The following is a 21,085-nucleotide window of genomic DNA, read 5'->3' as shown; positions in this document are numbered from 1 at the left end:
CGCCCCGCTCCGCCTACAGGGACGAGAAGTAGCCAAGATTTGGCTTGTCGAAGGTGCCGATGAGCAGTCCGCGGTCGAGGAACTGGTTGTATTCCTCGCAGCTCGTCTCGGGGAGGAGGGCGCATCCGTGGCATGCGGCGCCGTTGCAGGAGTTCACTCCTTGGCCCTTTTCGCCCGCGTCCATGCAGACTGGATCGGTCGAGCACCACCGCGCATCGGAGATGGCGGACTGCACGACCGGAACGAGGTTCTCCGGACGCGCCATCCGGACTAGTCCGCCCATAGTCCCCTCGGAATCCCCTGCCGCTGTGTAGATCAGCACGGCGGCCATCTCAGCGCCTGCCGCATGGGACACGTAAAGTCGCTCGCGCAGCGACGCGGAACTGTACCCGCAGGTGAAGATCAATTCATTGATGAGGACATGCGCGAAGGTGTGGAGCATGACGAAGCGCGGGGAGATGTCACGCGACTGCAACCCGCGAGTCTGTGCCGCGACGCCCTGCCTGGCCTGAATCAAGCCAGCTCGCGCCTGCACCTCGGGAAGCTGTTCCCAGACCTCCATGGCCTTCGGGTCGAACTCGAGATAGATGCCCTCGCCCTTGACCACGTAGGCGGGTAGCCAGTCCTGCTCAGGCAAAAGAGGCGACCGGCGCAGCAACGCCTTGCCAGACGAGATCCTCAGCGAGTCGTCGCGCACTCTAGTGAAGCCGTAGAGCGCTCTTGTCTCTCGAAGCACGTCGACGCTCCGCACCCTCGTAATGAATGGAGAGAGGGCGGGATCCAGTCCAGGGTCGCTGGCCGCGAGACGGGAGTCCGACGGAGTCTCCCGCATGGCGCGGAACTCCGGAAGCCGCCAGATCTCGTCGGCAGAGGGAGCTTCCGCCGCAGCGTCTTCGAGCGACTGTTGGACGTCTTCCCCGCCAATACCGAAACGATCCCGGTAAGCCGCGAGCAATTCGTCGTCGCTGACGGGAAGGATGCGCTCGGGCGGAACACTCCGGGTAAGTACCTTCCGAAGCGTCGCGGCATCGAGGTCCGAACCGTACGCGACGTGAAGAGCATTGAGCGCGCCGGTCACTGAGGGATGGCCGAGCAGGTCGTGGACCTCGGTGCTGACCGCTCCCTCCTCGATCGGAATGTAGATCGACGACTGGACCTTCGGGAAATACACGTTGCCGGACCCCCGGAGCGCGCCCCGGATCGGCAGGCCGCACGGGCTGGAGTCGACCGCGAGCCACGGCTTCGCGCCGGGACATTCGTAGACGTCGCCGCCGTCGGCGAGCCGATCCGAAAGCGTCGTGCGCTCCTCGCCGTTCTCGGTCCGGGAGTCGGTGATCCCACGGAGCGACCGACTCTTGCCGCACTCGCAGCTAACGGTCTGGCCCTCGAGGCCGCCGCCGCCCGAAGACTTCAGGCGGAGGACCCTAGCGCACGTCGGATTCGTTGAGCGGTGCACCCACTCGGAGAACGGGAAGTCGTCGAGGTGGGCGTCCGCGCAGATCGCAACGAACGGAACCTGGGTCATGCGTGGCTTAAACTTCGCGTCGTTGTGCGCCTTGTCTTTGCAGCGCTCGATCTGGCGCATCGTCAGTGTGCTCAACTCGATGCGCTTGCAGTAAGGACAGAAGTTCCACCGGGGAAAGCGCAGCACCGGCACTTTGAGCCCGCGGTTGCGCTGGTCCCCTTGTCCCGAGTTCCTGCGGTAGTCCGGGGGCAACCTGAAGGCCGCGACCGCGAGACGCTCTTGCAAACGCCAGTCATGCTCCTCGTACTCCGAGAGTTCAAAGTTCGGGTTCTCCCCCGGTCCCGGATACCAGTGGTCAATGCCGGCGGTAATCACGGAGGTGCCGTTCACGAGCACGCTCATCGCCCCAACTCCAAACGGCGTGACGAGCTGTGCCCGCCGCATGTTTCCGGTGCTCATTGAGCGTCTCCGTTCGCCAGTCCATCCGCGACTGCATACGCGGTCGAGATTTCGATCGAGCACTCGGCGTCGACGTTTCGCATGCTCATGGGCACGTCCCACATCGTCGCCTTACTTCCAAGGTCCGGAAGCTCGCCCGCCGACCGCATGAGCCCTTGCAGCGGATCGCCCCCGCCGTAGGCGTTCGCCGACCACTCCGTTCGCTGCCAGGCGCTCCACTGCCGTCGGCGCTCACCGACGAGCAAATCGAACGCGGGAAGTTCTTCTGAGTTCACCGACTCGGCGCGCTTCCGGAGAAGTTCAACAGCCTCGTCGAACTCCGCCTCGGGAAACGGGTTGGGTAGCAGCGCGGGCGAGGTCTGCCGGATGCGGGCAATAACCGCGGCGTGCAGCGCGCGCCGAAGCACCGGGTTGGCAAACGGCGTGACCGATGTCGGCTCAACCTGCGCGTAAAGCTGCTGGTGGTACGTCCTGAACCGTTCGTAGTGGCTACGGTCACGCGGTTTGGCCGCGCCATAGAGGGTGAGCACGAGACCTGGGGACACATCTGGCTTGCGGCCGACGCGGCCGCTGACCTGAATGTACTGAGCCGTGGTCTTGGGCTGTCCCACGATCGTCATCAGCGCGAGCCGGTCGATGTCGACGCCAACCTCGATGATGTTCGACGCCAAACAGATGTCGATGCACCCCTTCTCGCCGTACTGCTTCTTGAGGAGATCGATCGCCTCGGGAATCTCGTCGCTGCGACGTCGCGATGTCAGTTCCATCACGATCCGCGGCCAGCGCGGGCGCTCGAGGCCGTCACGGAAGCGCAGCCCTGTCAGGTAGTCCGGGACGTCGGACTCGAGAAGGTAGACGGTGTTGCCAAGTTCGCGAAGCGAGTTCAGGAAGTTCAGGTTGGTCCAGTAACCGTCGCGGTCCGCCTCGTTCGGAACGCTCGCCGCGCCGTTAAGGGTAGCCGCGGTGACGCGCACCTGCACCGTCTGCATCGAGCCGAGGGAGCCGCTCATGATGCCGAGGTACCGGCGGCCCGGCGCCCGCGAGCCGTCGTCGAGCATCTCCGGCTCGGCGAAGAAGGAGTGGCCCTCCTCCAGTCCGTGCGGGGGAAACAGTGCCACGTCGCCCCGCCCAAACACGCCGAGAACTTGGTCTTCGTATCGTCGGATCGTCGCCGTCGACGCGATGATCTTCGGAGGGATCGCTTCGTCCCCTCGACGATCGGTACAGAGATCGTCGATCACGGGTTCGTAAAGGCCGACCATCGACCCGAGCGGCCCGGAGATGAGATGCAGCTCGTCCTGGACGATCAGGTTGGGCGGAGACACGACTCGGCCGCCGTCGCGGCCGAGTCCGAACAGCGATCGGGCGTCCGGCGTCCACGCGAGCATGGCGAACTTGTCGACAGTTCCAATCACGAGGCTCGGTCGCTTCTCGTAAATGTCCTGGTCGACTACGTGGACGGGCAATGTTCGGGTGCGGCCTCCGAACCGGCAATCGGGGTCCGGACAGCGGAACACGACTCGGTCATGAAGCTCGATATACCCCACGACGTCCGTGCTGTCGTTGTCGGGAGTCCGCCCCATGCGAGTGCCGCACCAGGGGCATCGCGACAGCAGGAACGGATTCTCTTGTCGGGCATCGGTCTTCATTTTCCGGAGGCCGACAATCGCCTGCTTCCAGTTGTTAGGCGTCGAAGAGCGCCCGAGCCAGATGCCGATGCCGAACGGGGAGCCGCCGAGTTCGGCTTCCGCGCGAGACCGGATGTCTTCAAGGACACAAATGAGCGCCGCGGCCCTAAGGAACTGCTGCGCGGTGAGAAGCCGGAGCGTGTACCGCATCAGCGTGTCCGTCCCGACGTCGTCGGGGTCGCGCAGCCGTCGCGCGAGTAGTGAAACGGCGGCGGCACCGAGATACGCCTCCGTCTTGCCCCCGCCGGTCGGGAAGAAGATCAGGTCGACGACCGACCGGTGCGCCTCGGACGGCAGGATGAGCTCGGGCAGGGTCGCTAACACGAAGGCGATTTGGAACGGGCGCCACTGCCCCTGCTGCGGAGTCGGGACAACCTCCGGAGTAGGGCTAGTAATGATAGGGCCACTCTTCGTCGGCGTGACCGTGCGATCAGGCAGGCGCGAGCGAAGCTGCTGGTAGAGCATCGCGTCGTTGGCGAGCGCGAACGCCCGCGCGGCGACCGGGTGGGATTGCACGAGCTGCCAGCCCGCCTCCATCCGCCCCAGCGCTTCGTCGCACAGATCCATGTGCCGGGCGGCCGCTTCGTGAAAGCGCTCGGGAAGATCCGAGATTTGCGCCCGCTGTTCCTCGATCCACTGCCCGTACAGGCGAAGGACGAGGCCGACCTGCCGACGTCCGCTCTCGCTTCCCGCCGCCAGCTCCTGCATGGAAACGGTCACGGCGCGGCGCTTACCGCTGGCATCCGTGAGATACGCGCCGTTCTGGTCGCGGAGATAGACGTTGGGCGTGAGGCTTACAACCTCGTAGGAGGGCATTGGGTCAGTCCGAACCCACCTTGCCGAGCGTCCGGTGTCTTCGTCCCAAAGCGCTGCGCAGCCGTGACCGATCGCGAATGTCGACTTGTTGCGGTAGAGGAGATTGATGGAGCGCTCTTCATCGTCGCGCTCGGTGAGATGCACAGAAGGGTACGGCTGGATCGAGGCCCCGCTGGCGGCCCGAACCTCAAATCCGCTTTGGAAAAGCGCGTGAGCGTTGCCCGAGCCGGGATCGACGTTGACGAGCGCGACCGTGACGAGACGGCTCTGCGGGTCGGACTCTCCCGGCACAGGCCGGGCGTAAAGCTGTACCTGCGGGAGCAGCCGATGAAGCGTCGCATCTTCCGAGCCATCCTCGTTCACCGGGCGGACCGGCACCACGAGCCGTTCGAACGTCCCTGACAGCAGGCTCGAGCCAGCGACCATGCCCGCGAGGGCGAACGGTTGGCGAAGCCACCACTCCGCCTGATTGTGGACACCAGGGATAGTGACGCTGTAGCGCTTATAGGAAGCTCCCCAGACGCGCAGCTCCAGCAAGGCCCTGTCCGGCACCCGCACTTTGAACGATACCGCCATCGCCGAAGGCTTGAGGCTGTTGGCGTCGGTGAGATCGAAGTCGTCGTCGTCGGGACGATCCTGATGAACGGATCCGGTGAACGTGACGTCCGGGCTATCCGGATCGATGTCGTTGACTTCGAGCCCGGACACCCACGTCGTGTCAATGTCAGGATCATCCTCGGGGCCTGATGCAGCCACGCCGATGGCGGACAGCGCTGCGGCTCCGCCGCCGAAAAGCACGCCAACCCCATAGCGCCGGAGCGGATCCATCTTGGTCAGAAGCTCCTGCCCCGTTTCGGCGTCGTGATAGACGAACGCCTTCGCCTGCTCGTCGGAGAGAACAATGTTCGCTCCCGCGCATTCGACGGGCGTCCCCAGGTGCAGATCGTCGCCCGGCCCGAACAGCTCGCGCCGCACCGCCCGTTCGACGTGGTCCCGCGCTTCAACACCGCTCATGCCGCTCCCCCAAGTAATGACCGCATCGTGCTCGTCTCGATAAGGGCCACCAGCCTGTCGGTGGCCCGTGTGATACCGACGTACAGCAGCGCTTCGAACGTCGCCGCTCCGTCGCGGTCCAGATCCGTCAGGATCACTGCAGGCGCCTCCAGCCCTTTGAAGGCATGGATTGTAGAGTAGACGACCTTGCCTGCGTGCCTACGCCGCCCGTCGGCGGGAACCAGGATTTGCCGAAGCCAAACGTCCGTGGAACTTGCGGCGGCCGAATCTGCGCGCCGGGGACTCAGCACCGCGATCTCGCTCAGCTCGTACCCCTCCTTGCGCAGCGATCGGATGGCGCCCGCGAGCTTGTCAGACTGGTCTCCCCCGCGCTCGAAGCGGACGAATGTCGGTGCTAATCCGTCGTCCTGTCGCCGGTACCCCTGATACCCGGGGAATACGTTAAAGGTTTCGGTCGCGTGGGCGATCCGGGGCAGATTGCGGCAGTTCACCTTCAGCGCGTACGTTGTCAGATCGACCACCCGCTCCCGAAGCACCGGCCGGTTGTCCTTCAGGTCGTAGATCGCTTGGCGCTCGAAGTCGCCGAACAGGAGCAAGCGTCCGCCGGCGAGACCGCCTTTAAGGAGAAGATCGATTGCGTCGAGGACTGCGGGCCGCGCGAGGTCCTGAGCTTCGTCGATGACGACAAAATCGGCGCGCTTCTCTTCGTCCCACTCGAGCATGGCCTCGAGAGCCGAGTCGACGAGCTCGCCGTCCCAGAAGTCCGATCCGGCGTCGGCCGGCGCAGACTCGAGCCCGGCAATTTCAAGCAGTTGAGCGTGGAAAGTACCGGCAACGACGCCGTCGCACTCGGCGAACGAGTCCTTGAGCTGGCGACCCAGATAGGCGTTGAAGCACATCAGCCTTCCGGTTCGCCCCTGCAACGCCTCTCGGCGCGCCGCTTCGGAGGCCAGGAGCGTCTTGCCGGTACCGGCCGGACCGGTGAACAGAACCGCGCGGTTATCCGCCATCGCATCGAGAGCAAGATACTGCTCGTCGATAAACCGGATCAACTCGCCCTCTCGCGACCGGCGCCGGTCTCCGAACGTCGTCGCGAATTCAAATCGCGGCCGCAGGGCGCTCGCGATCCGATCCGTCTGGGACTGATCAGGGCCCAAGTCACCATGGAAGACGTGAAGAACCGAGTCAAGATGCGCCGAGCCGTCCCGCAGCGTCCGAAGGATTGCGCTCGCCGCTCCGCGCTCCAGGTCGACCGAGTCGAGGATCTGCCAGTCGAGCCACTCTGGGCTCGAAGGGATATGCGCTCGCGCACGTGTGTGCGTGAACCATGCCGCGCATACGAACGGCACCCCGTGAGAGTTCACCTGATTCTTCGCGAGGTACTCGCGGATGGAGTGCATGGCTTCGTCCGCTTGCCTCACGGGGCCCCGAGCAGTCGGCGCACTGTTACCCAACCGCCATCGTCCGTCGGCGAGCATCGCGACGCTCTGGTGCGACTTTACTTCGATCACGAGCACACCGTGGTTCGGGACGATCACCACGAAGTCCGCTTCGCCTTCGACCTGCCGGACATGTCTCGCTACGCCGAGCGAATGTAGGACGGTCCAATCCTCGGTTGCTGCGTCCGAGGCCAGTGCCGCGAAGAGATTCCTTTCCCCGGGCGGGGCGCTCTCAGCGCAATAGTTGGGAATCATTCGAGCCATCGGCCGCCCCCGTCGAGGAAAGGCTCCCGTGCATCGTGACGGGGAATGACGTTGGTGTGGGGCGAAATCGCAAGCACTCGGGTCGCGATGATGTCGGCAAACCCCGCGCCATCGACCTTTACGTGACCTCGCGCGCGGAGCTCCTCGATGTCGGCGCTCGCCATGGCAAGCTCGAGCTGCTCTCGCATGCGGGAGGCTGCCCGGAAGCGCGCCCGCCGAAACTCGGTTGCATTGGAGAACGCTGGTTCCTCTGCTAACTCCAGCCATTGCAGCAACAGCTTGAAGTCGGAGTCGAGCTGAGGGCGCGCAAGCGTCGGCCGCGTCCATGCCTCCGCTTGCTCGGCCGCCCTTACGCCGAGACGCCGAATCGCCGACTCAACGTGGGGACGCCCTGCACTCCGGAGCCGACCGAGCAGTGCCTGCTTCCAGCGTTCCTGGGACGACTCGACTACCGCGCGGCGGCGGACGCCCATCGATGCCAATGTCGCCTCGTAGAGAACCGCCCGCTCGGTCACGCCGAGACGGAGCACGAGGTAGGTGCCGGGTTCGACGGCCGCGACGTCGGCGTAACTGACTCTCTCTCCGGCCGGCTGCGACGGGTCCAGGGTGCGGATCCGCTCACCGTCATCCATCCAGATCGCATAGCCGCCGCTAAGTAGCACCTTTCGCACTACCACCTCGTCGACGCTGGGCTCCCGATGAGCGCTGACCTGTGATCCCCACACGGGAGGCGGGGCGAAGTCCTCGATCGGCTCCGGCTCTGCTGGCACCTCATCGGCGGTCGGCTTCAGGGTGCCGAGCTCGAAAACGCGAACCCGGGGGCGAATCGCCCCTTGCGCGTAGTCGGCAATGACGGTCTCCGGTAGGCTCCGGTCGCCGAACCAGGACGGCACGAAGAAGGACACCTCGGGGCTCGGCGGGGCCGTGACGAGAGAGGTTCGCATCAACCGAGGTGGTCCGACAACGTACGCAATGTCCGCGATCAAGGTCGCGTCGGCGAGCATCCCCGGGGACAGGACGCGGAATCCGAGAGGCCCAAGCCAAGAGCCGATTTCGCCGCGCGAATGGGTTCCGTCCGCCACTACCATGCAAGCCGTCGGCCCTACTTCCAAGACGGACTCCAGCAGATAGGCGCCAACTGGTGGATCTTCCGCTGCGACGCGCTCAGCCGCCTCCGTAAGGGCGTCCAGCAGAGCGGCGCCGTCATCGCCGAGCGCAGGCCGGAGCGCGTCAGCTTGGGCGGCGACGGCATGGGCAGCAGTCGTTACGGACGGGTTGAACTCGAGAGGCTGCGGCCGAAATGCGAGCTGCCAGCGGAGGGACTTCGCAGCGCCGAGGACGTCCTCCCAGAGGTCGCTTCCGTCCTCCGCGCCCATGCGCGCCACGGCGCGTACGGCCGCGTTGAGTGCCGCGCCGTTCTCATCGGCGACCACGAAGAGGCTGACGCCGTCGCTGGCCACGGCCGTGGTCGCGCGGTACCGCTCGTTGACTGCGGCCACCCTGCTCACAGCCTCACCTCGAATCCCATGATCTCGATGCCGACCGGCGGGCGCCAGCCGAGCAGATCGGCAACGTCGACAGTGGTCCCCTCTGTGCGGCGCATATTGACGAGGCTTTCGGCCTGGGTCTCGTCCGCCACCGAGCGGTCGATGACGCACACGACGACCGGAGACAATATCTCGGCAATGTACTTGATCGCCCCTTGGCCATCGAGCAGGACTGCCTTGTAGCCGCTCGGGGCCTCCTCAAGCGTGGCCGACGAATAGATCCGGCTGAACCAAGTGGCGGCACCGCGCCTCCACGGCTTGAGAAGGGTATCGAGCCGATCGCCGTCGGACTCTCCGAGCCTACAGAGCTCGGCCTCGAGATCGGCCCTCAACCGCGATTCGGTGCCGACAAGCGCGAGGTCCTGCGCTGGCGCGACGAGACGGTCATCCCAGCTCTCGATCGCGCGGGTATAGCGCAGGATGCTCCCCGGCTGGACACGCTCCTCACGGCGCTCGCTGTCGAGTGCGGGCGCGGGCGCCATCCTCAGAAAACTGGCTACTTTGAAGTGAGATCCGGCGTATCGCACCCGGGCGGGGCTGACAGCCTCGTTGAGCTCGCTAAGCTCGCCAATATAGACGTAGCTGGCGTTGAGGGCTCGGTACCATGCATGGGAACCGCCGTCCCGAGCAACCTGCAGCGGATTCCCGGCTCCGGTCGGAACGGGACGCGTTAACGTCCACCCGGCCCCGACCAACGTCGCAACGTAATCGCGCCGCGGCACGGAAATGACGACAATCAGTTGCTTGCGATCGAGCGAGTCAGCATGCCTCGCCAGCCGCGCTCCGAGGGCCAGATAGCTTCCCGCCCAGGACACCTCAACAGGCTCCGCCTCGGCATTCTCGGCAAGCGAAAATACAGGGCGCATACTCCCCAGTGCCGCCGATTGCGCCATCTGCCCCGCCTCCCAGCCGACAAGCATGACGATACTGACGGCTTCCGTCTTCGAGTGGGAATCCGGACAGCGTGTCGCTCAGGGCAACTGCGATGGCTGGTCCGTCGCGGATACTGGCCACATGAGCCTGTCGACCGAGCATCCCGGGGTTCCCGAGAACCCGCGTCGGCGGAACATGCAGGCCAACCGCCGGAAGGATACGAAACCGGAGCTCGCGGTCCGAGCGCTCCTCCACGCGGCCGGACTCCGGTACCGGTGCGACCTCCGCCTCAAAACTGGTGAACGCGCGGTGCGCCCTGACATCGTCTTCACCCGCCGGAAGGTCGCGGTATTCGTCGATGGGTGCTTCTGGCACTCATGCCCAGAGCACGGCGCTGCGCCAAGGAAGAACACGAACTACTGGAATCCGAAGCTCGCACGCAACCGCGGACGGGACGCGGAGAACACCGCCGCGCTAGAGTCAACGACCGCGGACTCACGACTGTCCCCACGCCGCGGCTTCCCGGGAAGCCCGTCACCGAACGCCACATTCACGGCATGCTGAAAAACCCCTACTACAAGGGAATCGTCACCTTTCAAGGCGCCGAGTACGCCGGAACCCACCAACCGCTCATCGACGAGGCGACCTGGCAACAAGTCCAGACAGTCCTGGAACTGCACCGGCAAGGCGAACGTACGCGCCAACACCCGCACTACCTGAAGTCGAGCATCTACTGCGGCGGCTGCGGGAGCCGCTTGCTCGTCCAGGTCTCCACCGCACGGAACGGCGACAAGTACGAGTACTTCATGTGCGGAGGCCGGCACACGAAGACCACCACCTGCAAGCGCAAAGTGGTCCTGATCTACGAAGTCGAAGACCGTATCGCCGACTACTACCGCACCATCGCGCTCGACCACGACCTGCGCGAGGGACTTGAAGAACTCCTCCGCGAGGAACTCGCCGGGCGATTCGAAGTCGCCGACACCGAGCGACGGGAGCTCAAGACCGAGCATGACCGTCTGAATCGCAAACGAAGCAAACTCCTCGAAGCACAGTACGACGGCGCGATCCCGATCGACCTACTGCGCACCGAGCAAGAACGGCTGACCATCCAGATGAGTCAGATCCTGCAACGACTCGAACGAGCCGAGCAGAACTACAACCACATCGAAACGATGCTCCACGACGAACTCAACCTCGCCGAGCACTGCGGCACCGCCTACGGCAACGCGCCCGAGCACGTCCGACGGCTCTTTAACCAAGTCTTCTTTGAGCGCATCCTCATCAACCCCGACGAGACCATCACCACCGACAAGGTCGCCCTGTTCGCGACTCTCCTGGGCCCTGAAGCCGGCGTCGCCGCTCGTACGCGGATCGCCAAGACCACCCTTCAGAAACGCAAAAGCCCCGCTCCTAAGAGCGGGGCTCGCGCCGAAGTCAGTTCGGCGTTTACTTTTGCGAATGTTTTGAATAACGACACTCTGGTGGATCCGAGGGGATTCGAACCCCTGACCTCTTCATTGCGAACGAAGCGCGCTACCAACTGCGCCACGGACCCGTGCCTTCCGAGCCGTCACCGGCCCGAACAACTCGTCCACACTAGCACGGACGAGCAGGCGCCTCGCACTCGGGTCAGGCCCCGCGGCGGCGCTGCAGCGCCTGGTCGAGGTCGATCGCGTCGACGCCGTCCACGACGCCCATCGCGGCGAAGCGGGAGGAGGGACGCGGCGCCTCGGGAGCGGGAGCGGCGGCACGCGGGACGCGCAGCGGCGCCACCTCGGGAGCGGTCGCGGCGGCGCGCTGGGCGAGCTCCGCCTCCGCCGCGGCGGTGCGCAGGCGCTCCACGGCGTCGATCGACGCCATCGCGGAGGCGGCCACCGTGCCCCGGGAGAGGTAGAGCGGCTTGGGGAGCGGCTGCGGCGTCCAGCTCGCACGGTCCTCGGCGAGCTCCTCGGAGGCGTCGTCCGCCGCCTCCTCGGCGAGCTCGGCCTCGAAGACCTCGGCGCGCCGGCGCTCGGTCGCGGCGGCCGTCGTCGCTGTCGCGGCCGGAGCGGCGGCGCGGCGGCGACCCGGAGCCAGCAGGATCAGCGTGCCGAGCCCCGCGACGGCGAGGAGCAGGCCGACGAGCGGCACCGCACCCGTGCCGCCGAAGGGCAGCATCACGAGCCCGACCAGCGCGGCGACCGCCCCGACCAGCACGGCCAGCGCGGCGCCCTGGCGCCAGCGCAGGACCGAGGGCCCTGACCGCGTGCTCCGCCGTGCGCTCGCGGTCGCCCGTCGCAGCGCGTCGCGCGCCGCCTTCTCCGCCTGTGCCAGCTCCATCGCCTGTGCCTTCTCTTCGGCTCGTCGTCGTGTCTCGGTCACCCGGAGCCGGCGCTGCTGCAGCGCCACCTCGCGGGCTGTCGCCTCCGCACGCACGTGCTCGGGCACTTCCGCGGTCTCGGCGAGGATCCGCAGCGTCTGCTGCAGCCTCACCGCGTTGCGCTCGGTCGCGTTGTACGACCGCCTGCGCATCCACGTGGGGATCAGGTAGGCGACCCACAGAACGGCGGCGAGCGCCCAGACGACGCCCCCGCCCAGCCAGTCGCTACTCATGCGGACAACGCTAGGAGCACCGGGCACTCCCGTCCGTCATTACGGGTAGGTGTGTCCGTGCGGATCGCGGATCAGTCGGGGCCCCGTCGGAGGGACACCGGCGCCGTCGGAGGGTCCGGAGAGACCCGAGCGGCGCGAGGCGCGGAGATCCGCGTCGGTCGGCACGCCGACCTCCGACGGGACCTGCCCGTCGAGGTAGCGGCGGAGCACGCCGCGGGGCACCTCCTCCGCCACGAGGGCGAAGCAGAAGTGGTCGCGCCAGTCGCCGTTGATGTGGATGAAGCGTCGCCGCAGGCACTCGTAGCGGAAGCCGAGCTTCTCGACCACGCGCAGGCTCGGCCGGTTCTCCGGGCGGATGCAGATCTCGATCCGGTGCAGCCCCAGGTCGAGGAAGGCGTGGTCGGCCGCGAGGGCCACGGCGATCGGAGTGATCCCCCGCCCGGCGTAGCGCTCGGACACCCAGTAGCCGATCGACCCGGAGGAGAGCGAGCCGTACCCGATGTTCGAGATGTTGAGCTGCCCGGCGAGCTCGCCGTCCCAGTCGATGAGGAACGGCACTCCCCCGCCGGCCCGCGCGTTCTGCTGCAGCGAGCGGATGCTGGCGCGCACGTCGAATGCGGCGCCTCCCCGGGGGTCGGACGCCTCCCACTGGCGCAGCCACGACCGGTTCGCGATCAGCTCCCGCTCGAGAGGGCGGGCGTCGCGCACGCGGATGGGGCGGACGGTGACACGACCCTCGGTGAGCGTCGGGATCGGGAGCGGCATGATGCGACCCTACTGCTCCGCCGCACTGCGGGAGGGGGACTGGACTCCGCGGCGTTCCGTGCTATCGGGGAACGGACGAACGGACGGGAACCCGTGCCGCAGCAGGGGGTCCCGTCCGTTCCGGAGGAGCGCTCGCCGGGGCTCAGAGGCCGGCGACGAAGTCCTTCAGCCAGGGCTTGAGGTCCTTGCCGAGGTCGTCGCGGTCGGAGGCGAGCTGCACGATGGCCTTGATGTAGTCGAGCTTGTCGCCGGTGTCGTAGCGGCGGCCGCGGAACACGACGCCGTAGACGCCGCCGAACTCGGCCGGGTCCTGCGCCATGCGCTCCAGCGCGTCGGTCAGCTGGATCTCGCCGCCCTTGCCCGGAGCGGTGTGCTCGAGCACGCCGAACACGTCGGGCTTCAGCACGTAGCGGCCGATGATCGCGAGGTTCGAGGGGGCGTCCTCCTTGGAGGGCTTCTCGACCAGCCCGGTGATCCGCACCACGTCGTCCTCGTCGGTCGCCTCGACCGCCGCGCAGCCGTAGAGGTGGATCTGGTCGGGGTCGACCTCGAGCAGCGCGACCACCGTGGTGTCGCGCTGCTCGGCGACGTCGATCATGCGGGAGAGCAGCGGGTAGCGGGCGTCGATCAGGTCGTCGCCGAGGAGCACGGCGAAGGGCTCGTCGCCGACGTGGCGTTGCGCGCGGGAGACCGCGTGGCCGAGGCCCTTCGGCTCGCCCTGACGGACGAAGTGCACGTCGGCGAGGTCGCTGGCGTACTTGACGTGCTCGAGCTTCTTGTCGTCCTTCTTCTGGGACAGGTTCTGCTCGAGCTCGGGCACCGAGTCGAAGTGGTTGGCGAGCGCGTTCTTGTTGCGCCCGATGATCACGAGCACGTCCTGGAGGCCGGCGTCCGCAGCCTCCTCGACCACGTACTGGATCGCCGGCTTGTCGACGACCGGCAGCATCTCCTTGGGGATGGCCTTCGTCGCCGGCAGGAAGCGGGTGCCGAGACCTGCGGCGGGGATGACTGCTTTGCGGATTCGAGTGCCCATGGGGCGCCATCCTAGCGGCGGGGGAAGTCGCGGGAGTTTCGCGCCAGGACCGGCGACGGAAGGCGCCGGACCCCGTTCCGGGGCGGTCCGGGACGAGCGTCCCTCAGGGTCGTCCGCGCGGAGGCCGGCGCGGGGCCCGGTTCTAGACTGAGCGCATGCCAGCCGACATCACGCACGAGAAGCGGGCGCTGCGCGCCGAGCTGCGCGAGCGCCGCCGCACGCAGACCTCGACCGCTCGCGACCAGGCCGCGGAGCAGATCACCGCCCACCTGATCGAGCTCGCCACCCGCGTGGGGGCCCGCTCCCTCGCGTGCTACCTCTCCGCTCCGGACGAGCCGAGCACCCGGCCGTTCCTGGGCTGGGCCGAGAGCCACGGCATCCGCGTCCTCTTCCCCGTCTCGCGCCAGGACGGCCTGCTCGACTGGGCGGTCGGCGACGGCCACACCGAGACCCAGGGCCTGTTCGGCATGCCCGAGCCCGTCGGGCAGCTGCTCGGCCCCATCGCGATCAACGACGTCGACCTCATCGTCGTCCCGGCCGCCACCGTCGACCGGCAGGGGATGCGGATGGGCTGGGGGCGCGGCTACTTCGACAAGACCCTCGGCTCGATGGAGAAGTGCCCGCCGGTCTACGCCGTCGTCTTCGACAGCGAGCTCGTCGACCGGGTGCCCAGCGAGGTCCACGACCAGGCCGTCGACGGAGTCGTCACTCCCTCCGGCATCGTCGACTTGCGCCACTGACCCCGTCCTCCTTCTCCCCCACCCGCCTCCGAGGAGCCCCCTGTGCCCACCTACTCCTACCGCTGCACGCAGTGCGGCAACGCCTTCGACATCCAGCAGAAGTTCACCGACGACACGCTCACCGAGTGCCCGAGCTGCCAGGGGGCGCTGCGCAAGGTGTTCAGCGCGGTCGGCGTGACCTTCAACGGCTCGGGCTTCTACCGCACCGACTCCCGCTCCGGCGGGAAGTCGAGCGAGGGCGGCTCCTCCTCCTCGGGTTCCGGCTCGTCCGGCTCGGGCGCATCCGGCTCCGGCTCATCCGACTCGTCGTCGGGCTCCTCGGGATCGGGCGGCTCCTCCTCCGGATCCTCGGGTTCATCGGGCTCGGGCGGCTCCTCGTCCGACTCGGGGTCCTCGGGCTCCGGATCGTCCTCCTCCTCGTCGTCCTCGGGCTCCTCCGGGTCCTCCTCCTCGGGTTCCTCCTCCGGGAGCTGACCCGCCACCCACCGCTCACGGCAGAAACGGAACAATCATGATCAACGGCTTCAAGGAGTTCATCCTCCGCGGCAACGTCATCGACCTGGCTGTCGCCGTGGTCATCGGCGCCGCCTTCACGACCATCGTCAACGCGATCGTGACGGGGATCTTCAACCCGCTCATCGGCGTGATCTTCGACGCCTCCTCCCTCGAGGCCCTGGTCTGGCCCATCCGACCGGGAGAGAACGGCGAGGACCCGACCGTCATCGCCTACGGCTCGGTCGTCTCGGCCCTGATCCAGTTCGTGATCGTCGCCTTCGTCCTCTACTTCGCGTTCGTCCTGCCGATCAACCACCTCAAGAACGCCGCGTTCGCCAAGAAGGCCGCCGACGCCCCCGCCGCGGAGGACAAGGCCCCCACCGAGCTCGAGCTCCTCGCCGACATCCGCGACCTGCTCGCCAACAACGGCACCGCAACCACCGCGAACTCCGGCAAGCACGTCGACTGAGTTGTCCTGTCTTCTTCCGCCGGAGGCGGAAGAGGACCGCGGTCGGCTTCCCGATGGAGAGCGTTCCGTGGAGCGGTGTGCGAACAGTGCGTTCGAAACGCTGGCACGCGTTTCGGACGACACCTGCACCCTCGGCAGGTCGCCTATCGGGGCCTTCAGCGTCTCCGGCGGGGACTGATCGTTCCTGTGTCCACGCCTTCATCGGACATCGCCGGGCATGAGGCGGAAAGCGGTCGATCAGCTAGGCACCGGACGGACGCGATCGTCCGCAGGCACCGGACGGGAAGCAGCCGGTCACCGTCGCCGGGTCCGACGTGAGCGGTCGCCGGACAGCGGCGTGACGCGTTCGCTCGTCGAGGCGGGGCGCGGCGGGGTGAGGTCCGAGGTCGTCGACGGGTCGAGCGCCGACTCGCGGATCACCGACCGGTCCGGCTGACGTCAGTAGTGCGGGGGGACGTCCTGGCGCAGGCGCGCGTCGTTCGGGCCGGTGCCGGGGCGCGCGGTCGGCGCGGAGGGGTCGGCGATCGGAGCGTCGTGCGGGGACGGATCGGTGCCGGGCTTCGCGGGGAGCGTCGCCCGCCGACCGCCGCGGGTGCGCCGCAACGGGCGGTCGGCACCCGCGGGGGCGTCGGGATCCGGCGCCACGATCAGTCGTGCGGCAGCGGCTCGACGGGCTGCGTCTCCCCCGATGCCGGAGCGGCGGCGGCGGCAGGAGCGGCGGGAGCAGCAGGAGCCTCGCCGGCGGCGGGAGCAGGGGTCTGCTCCTCCCCCGCGGTCGCACCGATCAGCCCGGCCACCCGCGCGGCCACGGCCTCGGGGTCGGCGAACAGCTCGAAGTTGTGCACCCGCAGGTAGTGCCAGCCCAGCCGGCGCAGCAGCTCCGGACGCAGGCGCAGCGACACGCGCAGGCTCTGCGTGCTCACGTCGCGGTCGGTCTCGACCACCACGGCACGGGTCCCGTGCGCGGCGACGAGGGCCAGCTTGCCCTTGTGCCCGATGTTGACCCGGAGTCCGCGGCGCTCGAGGCGCGCGGCGAGATCCACCAGCATCGGCTCCGAGTAGTCGTCGCGATCGCTCGGCTGGACGCGGTCCTCCGCCTCCTGCAGCACCTGCGCGAGCGCGACCATGCCGTATCGCATGCGCGACTCGTCGATGTCGCCCGGGCGGAAGCACGAGACGATGTCCATCGAGCGGCGGGCACGGGTCATCCCGACCGCCAGCAGACGCTCTCCACCCGGCTCCGCGAGCGCGCCGAAGTTCGACAGCAGGCGGCCGTGGGGCGTCCGGCCGTAGCCGATCGAGAAGATGACGCGGTCGCGGCTCTGCGCGACCGACTGCTCCAGAGTCACGACGGCGAAGGGCTCGGGCCGATCGCCGAGGATGAAGTCGCTCAGGTCGGTGCGCTTGGCGAAGGCCGTCAGCACCGCCTGCTGCACCCGCACGGCGTGGCGAGGGCTCGCGGTGATGACCATCAGCGACTCGCGCGGACGGATCACGGCGTGCTCGAGCACCAGCTCGACCACCTTCGCGACCTCGGCGTCGACGGACTCGACGGCTCCGGAGTCGTTCTCGGGCATGCCGTGCCCGCTCGCGATGTAGTGGAAGCGGAGCGAGTCGTGTCCGAGGAAGGAGCCGGCCCAGGGCAGGGAGTCGATGCGGCCGCCGTAGAAGCGGCGGTTGACCAGCTCGGCCAGGTCCTCGCCGCCCGCGCGGTAGCTGCGGGTGAGCGTGACGGTGTTGAGCAGCTCGCCGAGTCGGGCGAGCGCCGACTGGGCGTGCAGCGCCTCCACGTCGGTCCGCGAGGCGGTGGAGCCGAACTCCGGCGTCTCGTCGACGCGCAGGCCGAAGGGAGTGGGGGTCTGCGTGACCGGGTCGCCGAACGCGACGACCTGCTTCGCCCGGCGGATCGCTCCGACGTTCTCGGCCAGCGTGGTCGCCCCGGCGTCGACGAGGAACACCGCGTCGAAGGTCGTCTCGGTGCCGATGCGGTGCACCTCGTACGGAGAGGCGAGCCACGCCGGAGCGAGCACGCGCGAGAGGTGCGGAGCGGCCTTCTGCAGCTCCTGAGGGGTCGTCGCCGCCTCGGTGCGCAGCAGCGCGCGCAGCGCGTCGCGCTCCTGCGGCCAGTCGACGAGCCCGATCTTCCAGGTCTCGGAGAGCTTCCAGGCCAGCAGCTCGGCGCTCGAGGCGGCGTGCGCCTCGTCGACGAGCTTGAAGTCGGCCTCGAGCCGGTCGAGCACGCTCGTGTTGCCGCCGAGCAATGCGCGCTCGTCGGTCAGCATGATCTCGAGCGCCGAGCGCCACCAGGCCAGGTCCAGCTCGCCCGCGACCAGCTCGGCCGGCACGTGGCGGCGCGAGAGGTCGGTGAGCAGCGGGTCCAGGCCCCAGTCGCGCAGGGTGGCGAGGAGGGTCGTCCGCTCCTGGAGGTTGGCCAGCACCTCGCTGTCCTCGGCGAGGCCGGACATCATCGAGGCCAGCTCCGCGAGAGGGAGCGAGGCGAGCTGCAGGTTCGTCCCGCGGCGGCCGAGCGGCTCGTCGAGACGGCTCAGCTGGTCGGTCACCTGCTGGTAGGCCACCTGCACGTCGGCGACGCCGACCGGGACCTCGGGGATCGTGCCGGCGACCGCGTAGCGCTGCCACAGCGTCCGCTGCTGCTGCACCCGGCGGAGCGCCGCGTTGAGGTCGGTGACGTGCGCGCCGGGACGCAGGTACTCGCGCGCGAGCTTCTTCAGGCGCCGGCGGTTGGTGGACGACATCTCGGCGGCCTCGCGGCGCGGCGAGGTGGCGACGATGAGGTCCTGGATCGAGCGGTCGAAGACGGCCGGCTGGAACTTGTCCAGCGTCTCGCGGACGTCCTGCAGCAGGCGCAGGTAGATGCCGAGCTCGGCGACCGACTCGAACGGGCGCATCCGCGTCTGGCCGATGACGTCCTGGGCGCGGTCGAGCAGGCGCGGCAGGTCGCGCAGGTGCAGGCGCTTGGCCAGCTCGTGGGCGATCTCGGCGTCGGCGGTGGAGTCGAACTGGGCCCCGTACCAGGGCGAGTCGCCCGGGCCGTAGCGGAACTCGCCCAGGCGCGCCGACTCGATCAGCATCCGGGTCGCCTCGGGGCGGCTGTGCGCGAGAGCGGTGACGGAGCGGCGGTCGAGGCGGGCGGCGGTCGACGGGGGCGTCCGCAGCTGCGAGAGGCGGGCGAGCTCCTCGAGGGCCTGCAGCGCCGAGACGCCGAAGCTCTCGTCGCGCCGGGAGAGCGCGCCGCGGTAGTCGAGCAGCACCTTCCGCAGCCGGAGCAGGGCGTCGTCGATCTCGCTGACGGAGGGGCGCGCGGCCTTCTCGTTGCGGCCGATCGACTGGATGAGGTCGCGGCGGAGCGTGCGGGGCCCGACTGCGATGCCGCCCAGGCCCGCCGAGAGCAGGCGCTGGTGGATGCTGTCGAGGCTCGACCGGCGGGCGCTGACGACCAGCACGCGCTTGTGCTGGGCGGCCAGGGCGCCGATCGCGTTGACGATGGTCTGGGTGCCGCCCGTGCCGGGAAGGGTCTTCACGACGAGCGAGTTGCCGGCCGCGATGTTCGCGATCACCTGCTCCTGCTCGGCGTCCGCGTCGAGGAGGAGGTTGTCGGTCGCCGGAGGACGCTCGTCCTGCGGGATGATCGACGCCACCTTCTGCGACTGCTGCAGCGCCCGCTTGGCGGCCGGGTTCCCGGCGACGGCGTCGAGGACCGGGTGCTCGAGCATCCGGGCGTCGCGGAGCATGTCGCCCGCCACGTCGGCGAAGCTCGAGACCACGAGGCGCGGGTGCACGGCGAACCACGGCAGGTGCGAGGTCAGGCCGCGCAACTGGTCGATGACCGGCTGCGGCTTGAAGACGCCGTTCTGCACGGCCAGCTCGACGAACTGCTCGGGGTCGATCGTGATGCCGAACTGCTGCTTGAGGGCGCGCGCGAGCTGCGGATTGAAGTAGGGCTGGCCCTTGAGCTTGAGCTCGAAGTCGCGGCCGTAGCGGCGGATGGCGAGCGGGCGCAGGAGCACGGGTGCGGTGAACTCCGTGTCGCCGGCGCGCCACTGGGCGAGGCCGATGGCGAGGTGGACGCCCTCGATGCCGCGGACCGAGCGCAGCTCGATCCCCTTGTCGGTGATCGCACCCGCGGCGTTCTTCGCGGTGCGCAGGGCGAGCTCGTCGCGGATGAGCGAGGAGAGGAGCGTCGTCTTGCCCGAGATGAACGGGGGCAGCCCGCCGGGGTGCGTGGTCGAGAGCTCGATGCGCGTCCGGGGCGAGTCCACGAAGTGGAGCAGGGGCGACGGACCGCCGACCTTGGCGAGCTCGTCGCGCCACGACTGCCACACCGGATCGGCCACGTTGCCGCCCTGGTAGCCGGCCTCGCCGCTCGTCACCTGCACGGGAGAGGTCGCCGTCGGGGAGAGCCGATGCGCGGACGCCTCCCCCTGGTCACCGGATTCGGGTGAGGTCGCCACCGGTCCGGCTCCTGGGAAATCGTCGACTCGTTGCACACGGACACCCTAAACCGGGCACCTCCGAAAGGCCGTAGCGACGCGGGTCGGCGGCACGGCACCTCCGAACGGCTCACCTGCCTGGAGCATCGGAGGAACGCGGAGCCCAGGGTCGGATCGGCGAGCCCGCCCGCCCGATCGGGGCGGGCGGGGGGCTCAGGAGGGCCAGACGGCCAGGGGCGCCGCCGTCTCGATCCGGCGCTCGTCGCCGACCACGCGGATCCGGCTGCTCACGCGGTGGTGCCCGGCGGCAGCGGCGACCGCGGTCATGACGAGCTGAGCGTGGTCGCGCGCGAGATGCCCGAAGGCGCTCCGCAGATCGACGGGACGGCCGGTGGCGAGCGACACGGCGATGCGGGCGACCGCCTCCTCCGAGAGGTCGAGGAGGCACGCCTGCTCGGCGAGGACGGCGAAGTCGATCCGCGGCGCGGCCTCCGTGGCGGCACCGGCCGCCCACGGGTGCTCGGGGCGGAGGCATCCGGCGCGGACGAGGAGCTGCTCCGCGGCCTCGAGGCCGGGCCCGGCGAGGACGGGGATCATGCCGCGGTCCGCTCGGCGCGGCGCCCGGAGGCGCGGACCCCGACGGACACGACGGCCGACAGCAGGCAGGCGACGCCGGCGATCAGCGGCGCGAGCCAGCCGAGGACGCTCACCTCGTCGACGTCCGCGCCGAAGTACTGCCAGTGCGCGATGGCGTAGACGAAGAGGGAGAAGAAGCAGAGCGCGACGCCCGTGAGCGCCGACACCAGGTCCGCCGGACGGACGAGGGGCTCGTGCTCCGCCGAGGCGGCCTGCTCGATCGCGGGCTCGGAGAGGGCGGCGGCCGAGACCTGCGGGAGGGTCGCGGTGGCGGGGTGCTGCGTCATGTCTCGAGGGAACCAGCCGCGCGGTGTCACGGTCGTCACTCGCTGGCAT

At 68.5% G+C, this 21,085-nt stretch carries 17 protein-coding genes, 1 tRNA gene and 1 pseudogene; 5 read left to right on the top strand and 14 right to left on the bottom strand.

From position 1 onward, the window contains the following. Positions 1–13: 13 nt before the first annotated feature. Genes drmB through C5C37_RS06800 form a run of 5 tightly spaced genes read right to left on the bottom strand, consistent with a single transcriptional unit; the run spans position 14 to position 9,612 of the window. The gene (gene drmB, locus C5C37_RS06820; RefSeq protein WP_104338696.1) at positions 14–1,924 is read right to left on the bottom strand and encodes a DUF1998 domain-containing protein; all 1,911 of its coding nucleotides are present in this window, start codon (positions 1,922–1,924) and stop codon (positions 14–16) included. Continuing rightward, positions 1,921–5,442, bottom strand: coding sequence for a helicase-related protein (locus C5C37_RS06815; RefSeq protein WP_104338695.1), 3,522 nt, complete (start codon positions 5,440–5,442; stop codon positions 1,921–1,923). Before C5C37_RS06815 ends, drmB begins: the two co-directional genes overlap by 4 nt. Beyond that, entirely contained in the window at positions 5,439–7,136 is a 1,698-nt protein-coding gene (locus C5C37_RS06810; protein WP_104338694.1) for a nuclease-related domain-containing DEAD/DEAH box helicase, read from the bottom strand. Before C5C37_RS06810 ends, C5C37_RS06815 begins: the two co-directional genes overlap by 4 nt. After that, positions 7,133–8,644, bottom strand: coding sequence for a hypothetical protein (locus C5C37_RS06805; RefSeq protein ID WP_146085195.1), 1,512 nt, complete (start codon positions 8,642–8,644; stop codon positions 7,133–7,135). The genes C5C37_RS06810 and C5C37_RS06805 overlap by 4 nt, the downstream gene beginning before the upstream one ends. A gap of 5 nt (positions 8,645–8,649) precedes the next feature. Continuing rightward, positions 8,650–9,612 carry a hypothetical protein gene (locus C5C37_RS06800; protein WP_104338692.1) on the bottom strand — a complete coding sequence of 321 codons (963 nt, stop codon included), beginning with the start codon at positions 9,610–9,612 and terminating at the stop codon, positions 8,650–8,652. Here C5C37_RS06800 and C5C37_RS18065 point away from each other — a divergent pair. Together C5C37_RS18065 and C5C37_RS18060 are read left to right on the top strand one after the other, a co-directional pair. Further along, entirely contained in the window at positions 9,611–10,129 is a 519-nt protein-coding gene (locus C5C37_RS18065) for a very short patch repair endonuclease (RefSeq protein WP_374954041.1), read from the top strand. The two genes, C5C37_RS06800 and C5C37_RS18065, sit on opposite strands and share 2 nt — an antisense overlap. Then, positions 10,123–10,404 (top strand): annotated as a pseudogene (locus C5C37_RS18060) (recombinase family protein); the annotation flags it as partial. The gene C5C37_RS18065 and the pseudogene C5C37_RS18060, both read left to right, overlap by 7 nt. Before the next feature lie 240 nt (positions 10,405–10,644). Here the strand turns inward: C5C37_RS18060 and C5C37_RS17120 are convergent. The 5 genes from C5C37_RS17120 to galU all read right to left on the bottom strand — a co-directional run bounded on the left by C5C37_RS17120 (position 10,645) and on the right by galU (position 13,958). Further along, the gene (locus C5C37_RS17120) at positions 10,645–10,827 is read right to left on the bottom strand and encodes a hypothetical protein (protein ID WP_146085194.1); all 183 of its coding nucleotides are present in this window, start codon (positions 10,825–10,827) and stop codon (positions 10,645–10,647) included. A 220-nt stretch (positions 10,828–11,047) separates the two neighbouring features. Continuing rightward, positions 11,048–11,123 (bottom strand) — tRNA-Ala (locus tag C5C37_RS06785). 74 nt (positions 11,124–11,197) lie between these two features. Then, the gene (locus C5C37_RS06780; RefSeq protein ID WP_104223216.1) at positions 11,198–12,160 is read right to left on the bottom strand and encodes a hypothetical protein; all 963 of its coding nucleotides are present in this window, start codon (positions 12,158–12,160) and stop codon (positions 11,198–11,200) included. Positions 12,161–12,199: 39 nt separating this feature from the next. Next, the gene (locus C5C37_RS06775) at positions 12,200–12,925 is read right to left on the bottom strand and encodes a GNAT family N-acetyltransferase (RefSeq protein WP_104338691.1); all 726 of its coding nucleotides are present in this window, start codon (positions 12,923–12,925) and stop codon (positions 12,200–12,202) included. A gap of 142 nt (positions 12,926–13,067) precedes the next feature. Then, on the bottom strand, positions 13,068–13,958 hold the full coding sequence (gene galU, locus C5C37_RS06770; RefSeq protein WP_104297210.1) for a UTP--glucose-1-phosphate uridylyltransferase GalU: 891 nt from the start codon (positions 13,956–13,958) through the stop codon (positions 13,068–13,070). 155 nt (positions 13,959–14,113) lie between these two features. Between galU and C5C37_RS06765 the strand changes: the two genes are divergently transcribed. From C5C37_RS06765 to mscL, 3 genes are read left to right on the top strand one after another with little or no spacing between them, the layout of a single operon-like run. Next, positions 14,114–14,698 carry a 5-formyltetrahydrofolate cyclo-ligase gene (locus C5C37_RS06765; RefSeq protein ID WP_104223219.1) on the top strand — a complete coding sequence of 195 codons (585 nt, stop codon included), beginning with the start codon at positions 14,114–14,116 and terminating at the stop codon, positions 14,696–14,698. A gap of 42 nt (positions 14,699–14,740) precedes the next feature. Then, complete coding sequence (locus C5C37_RS06760; protein WP_104309808.1) at positions 14,741–15,172, top strand: FmdB family zinc ribbon protein; 432 nt, start codon at positions 14,741–14,743, stop codon at positions 15,170–15,172. 37 nt (positions 15,173–15,209) lie between these two features. Further along, positions 15,210–15,662 (top strand): large conductance mechanosensitive channel protein MscL, encoded by a 453-nt coding sequence (gene mscL / locus C5C37_RS06755; RefSeq protein WP_181027096.1) that lies wholly within the window; start codon positions 15,210–15,212, stop codon positions 15,660–15,662. 438 nt (positions 15,663–16,100) lie between these two features. Here the strand turns inward: mscL and C5C37_RS06750 are convergent, their stop codons facing one another. From C5C37_RS06750 to C5C37_RS06735, 4 genes are all read right to left on the bottom strand, one after another. After that, positions 16,101–16,307: a hypothetical protein gene (locus tag C5C37_RS06750; RefSeq protein WP_104337257.1), complete on the bottom strand. Its 207-nt coding sequence runs from the start codon at positions 16,305–16,307 to the stop codon at positions 16,101–16,103. A 2-nt stretch (positions 16,308–16,309) separates the two neighbouring features. Continuing rightward, entirely contained in the window at positions 16,310–20,134 is a 3,825-nt protein-coding gene (locus tag C5C37_RS06745) for a DEAD/DEAH box helicase (protein ID WP_374954040.1), read from the bottom strand. A gap of 192 nt (positions 20,135–20,326) precedes the next feature. Next, positions 20,327–20,710: a hypothetical protein gene (locus tag C5C37_RS06740; RefSeq protein WP_104315165.1), complete on the bottom strand. Its 384-nt coding sequence runs from the start codon at positions 20,708–20,710 to the stop codon at positions 20,327–20,329. Next, positions 20,707–21,036, bottom strand: coding sequence for a hypothetical protein (locus C5C37_RS06735; protein WP_104338690.1), 330 nt, complete (start codon positions 21,034–21,036; stop codon positions 20,707–20,709). Before C5C37_RS06735 ends, C5C37_RS06740 begins: the two co-directional genes overlap by 4 nt. Between the last annotated feature and the right edge of the window lie 49 nt (positions 21,037–21,085).

This window comes from Rathayibacter sp. AY1F9, from assembly GCF_002932155.1.
GTDB lineage: Bacteria > Actinomycetota > Actinomycetes > Actinomycetales > Microbacteriaceae > Rathayibacter.
Note: the sequence above shows the minus strand (reverse complement) of the source record. Positions and strands in the feature narration are given on the sequence as shown.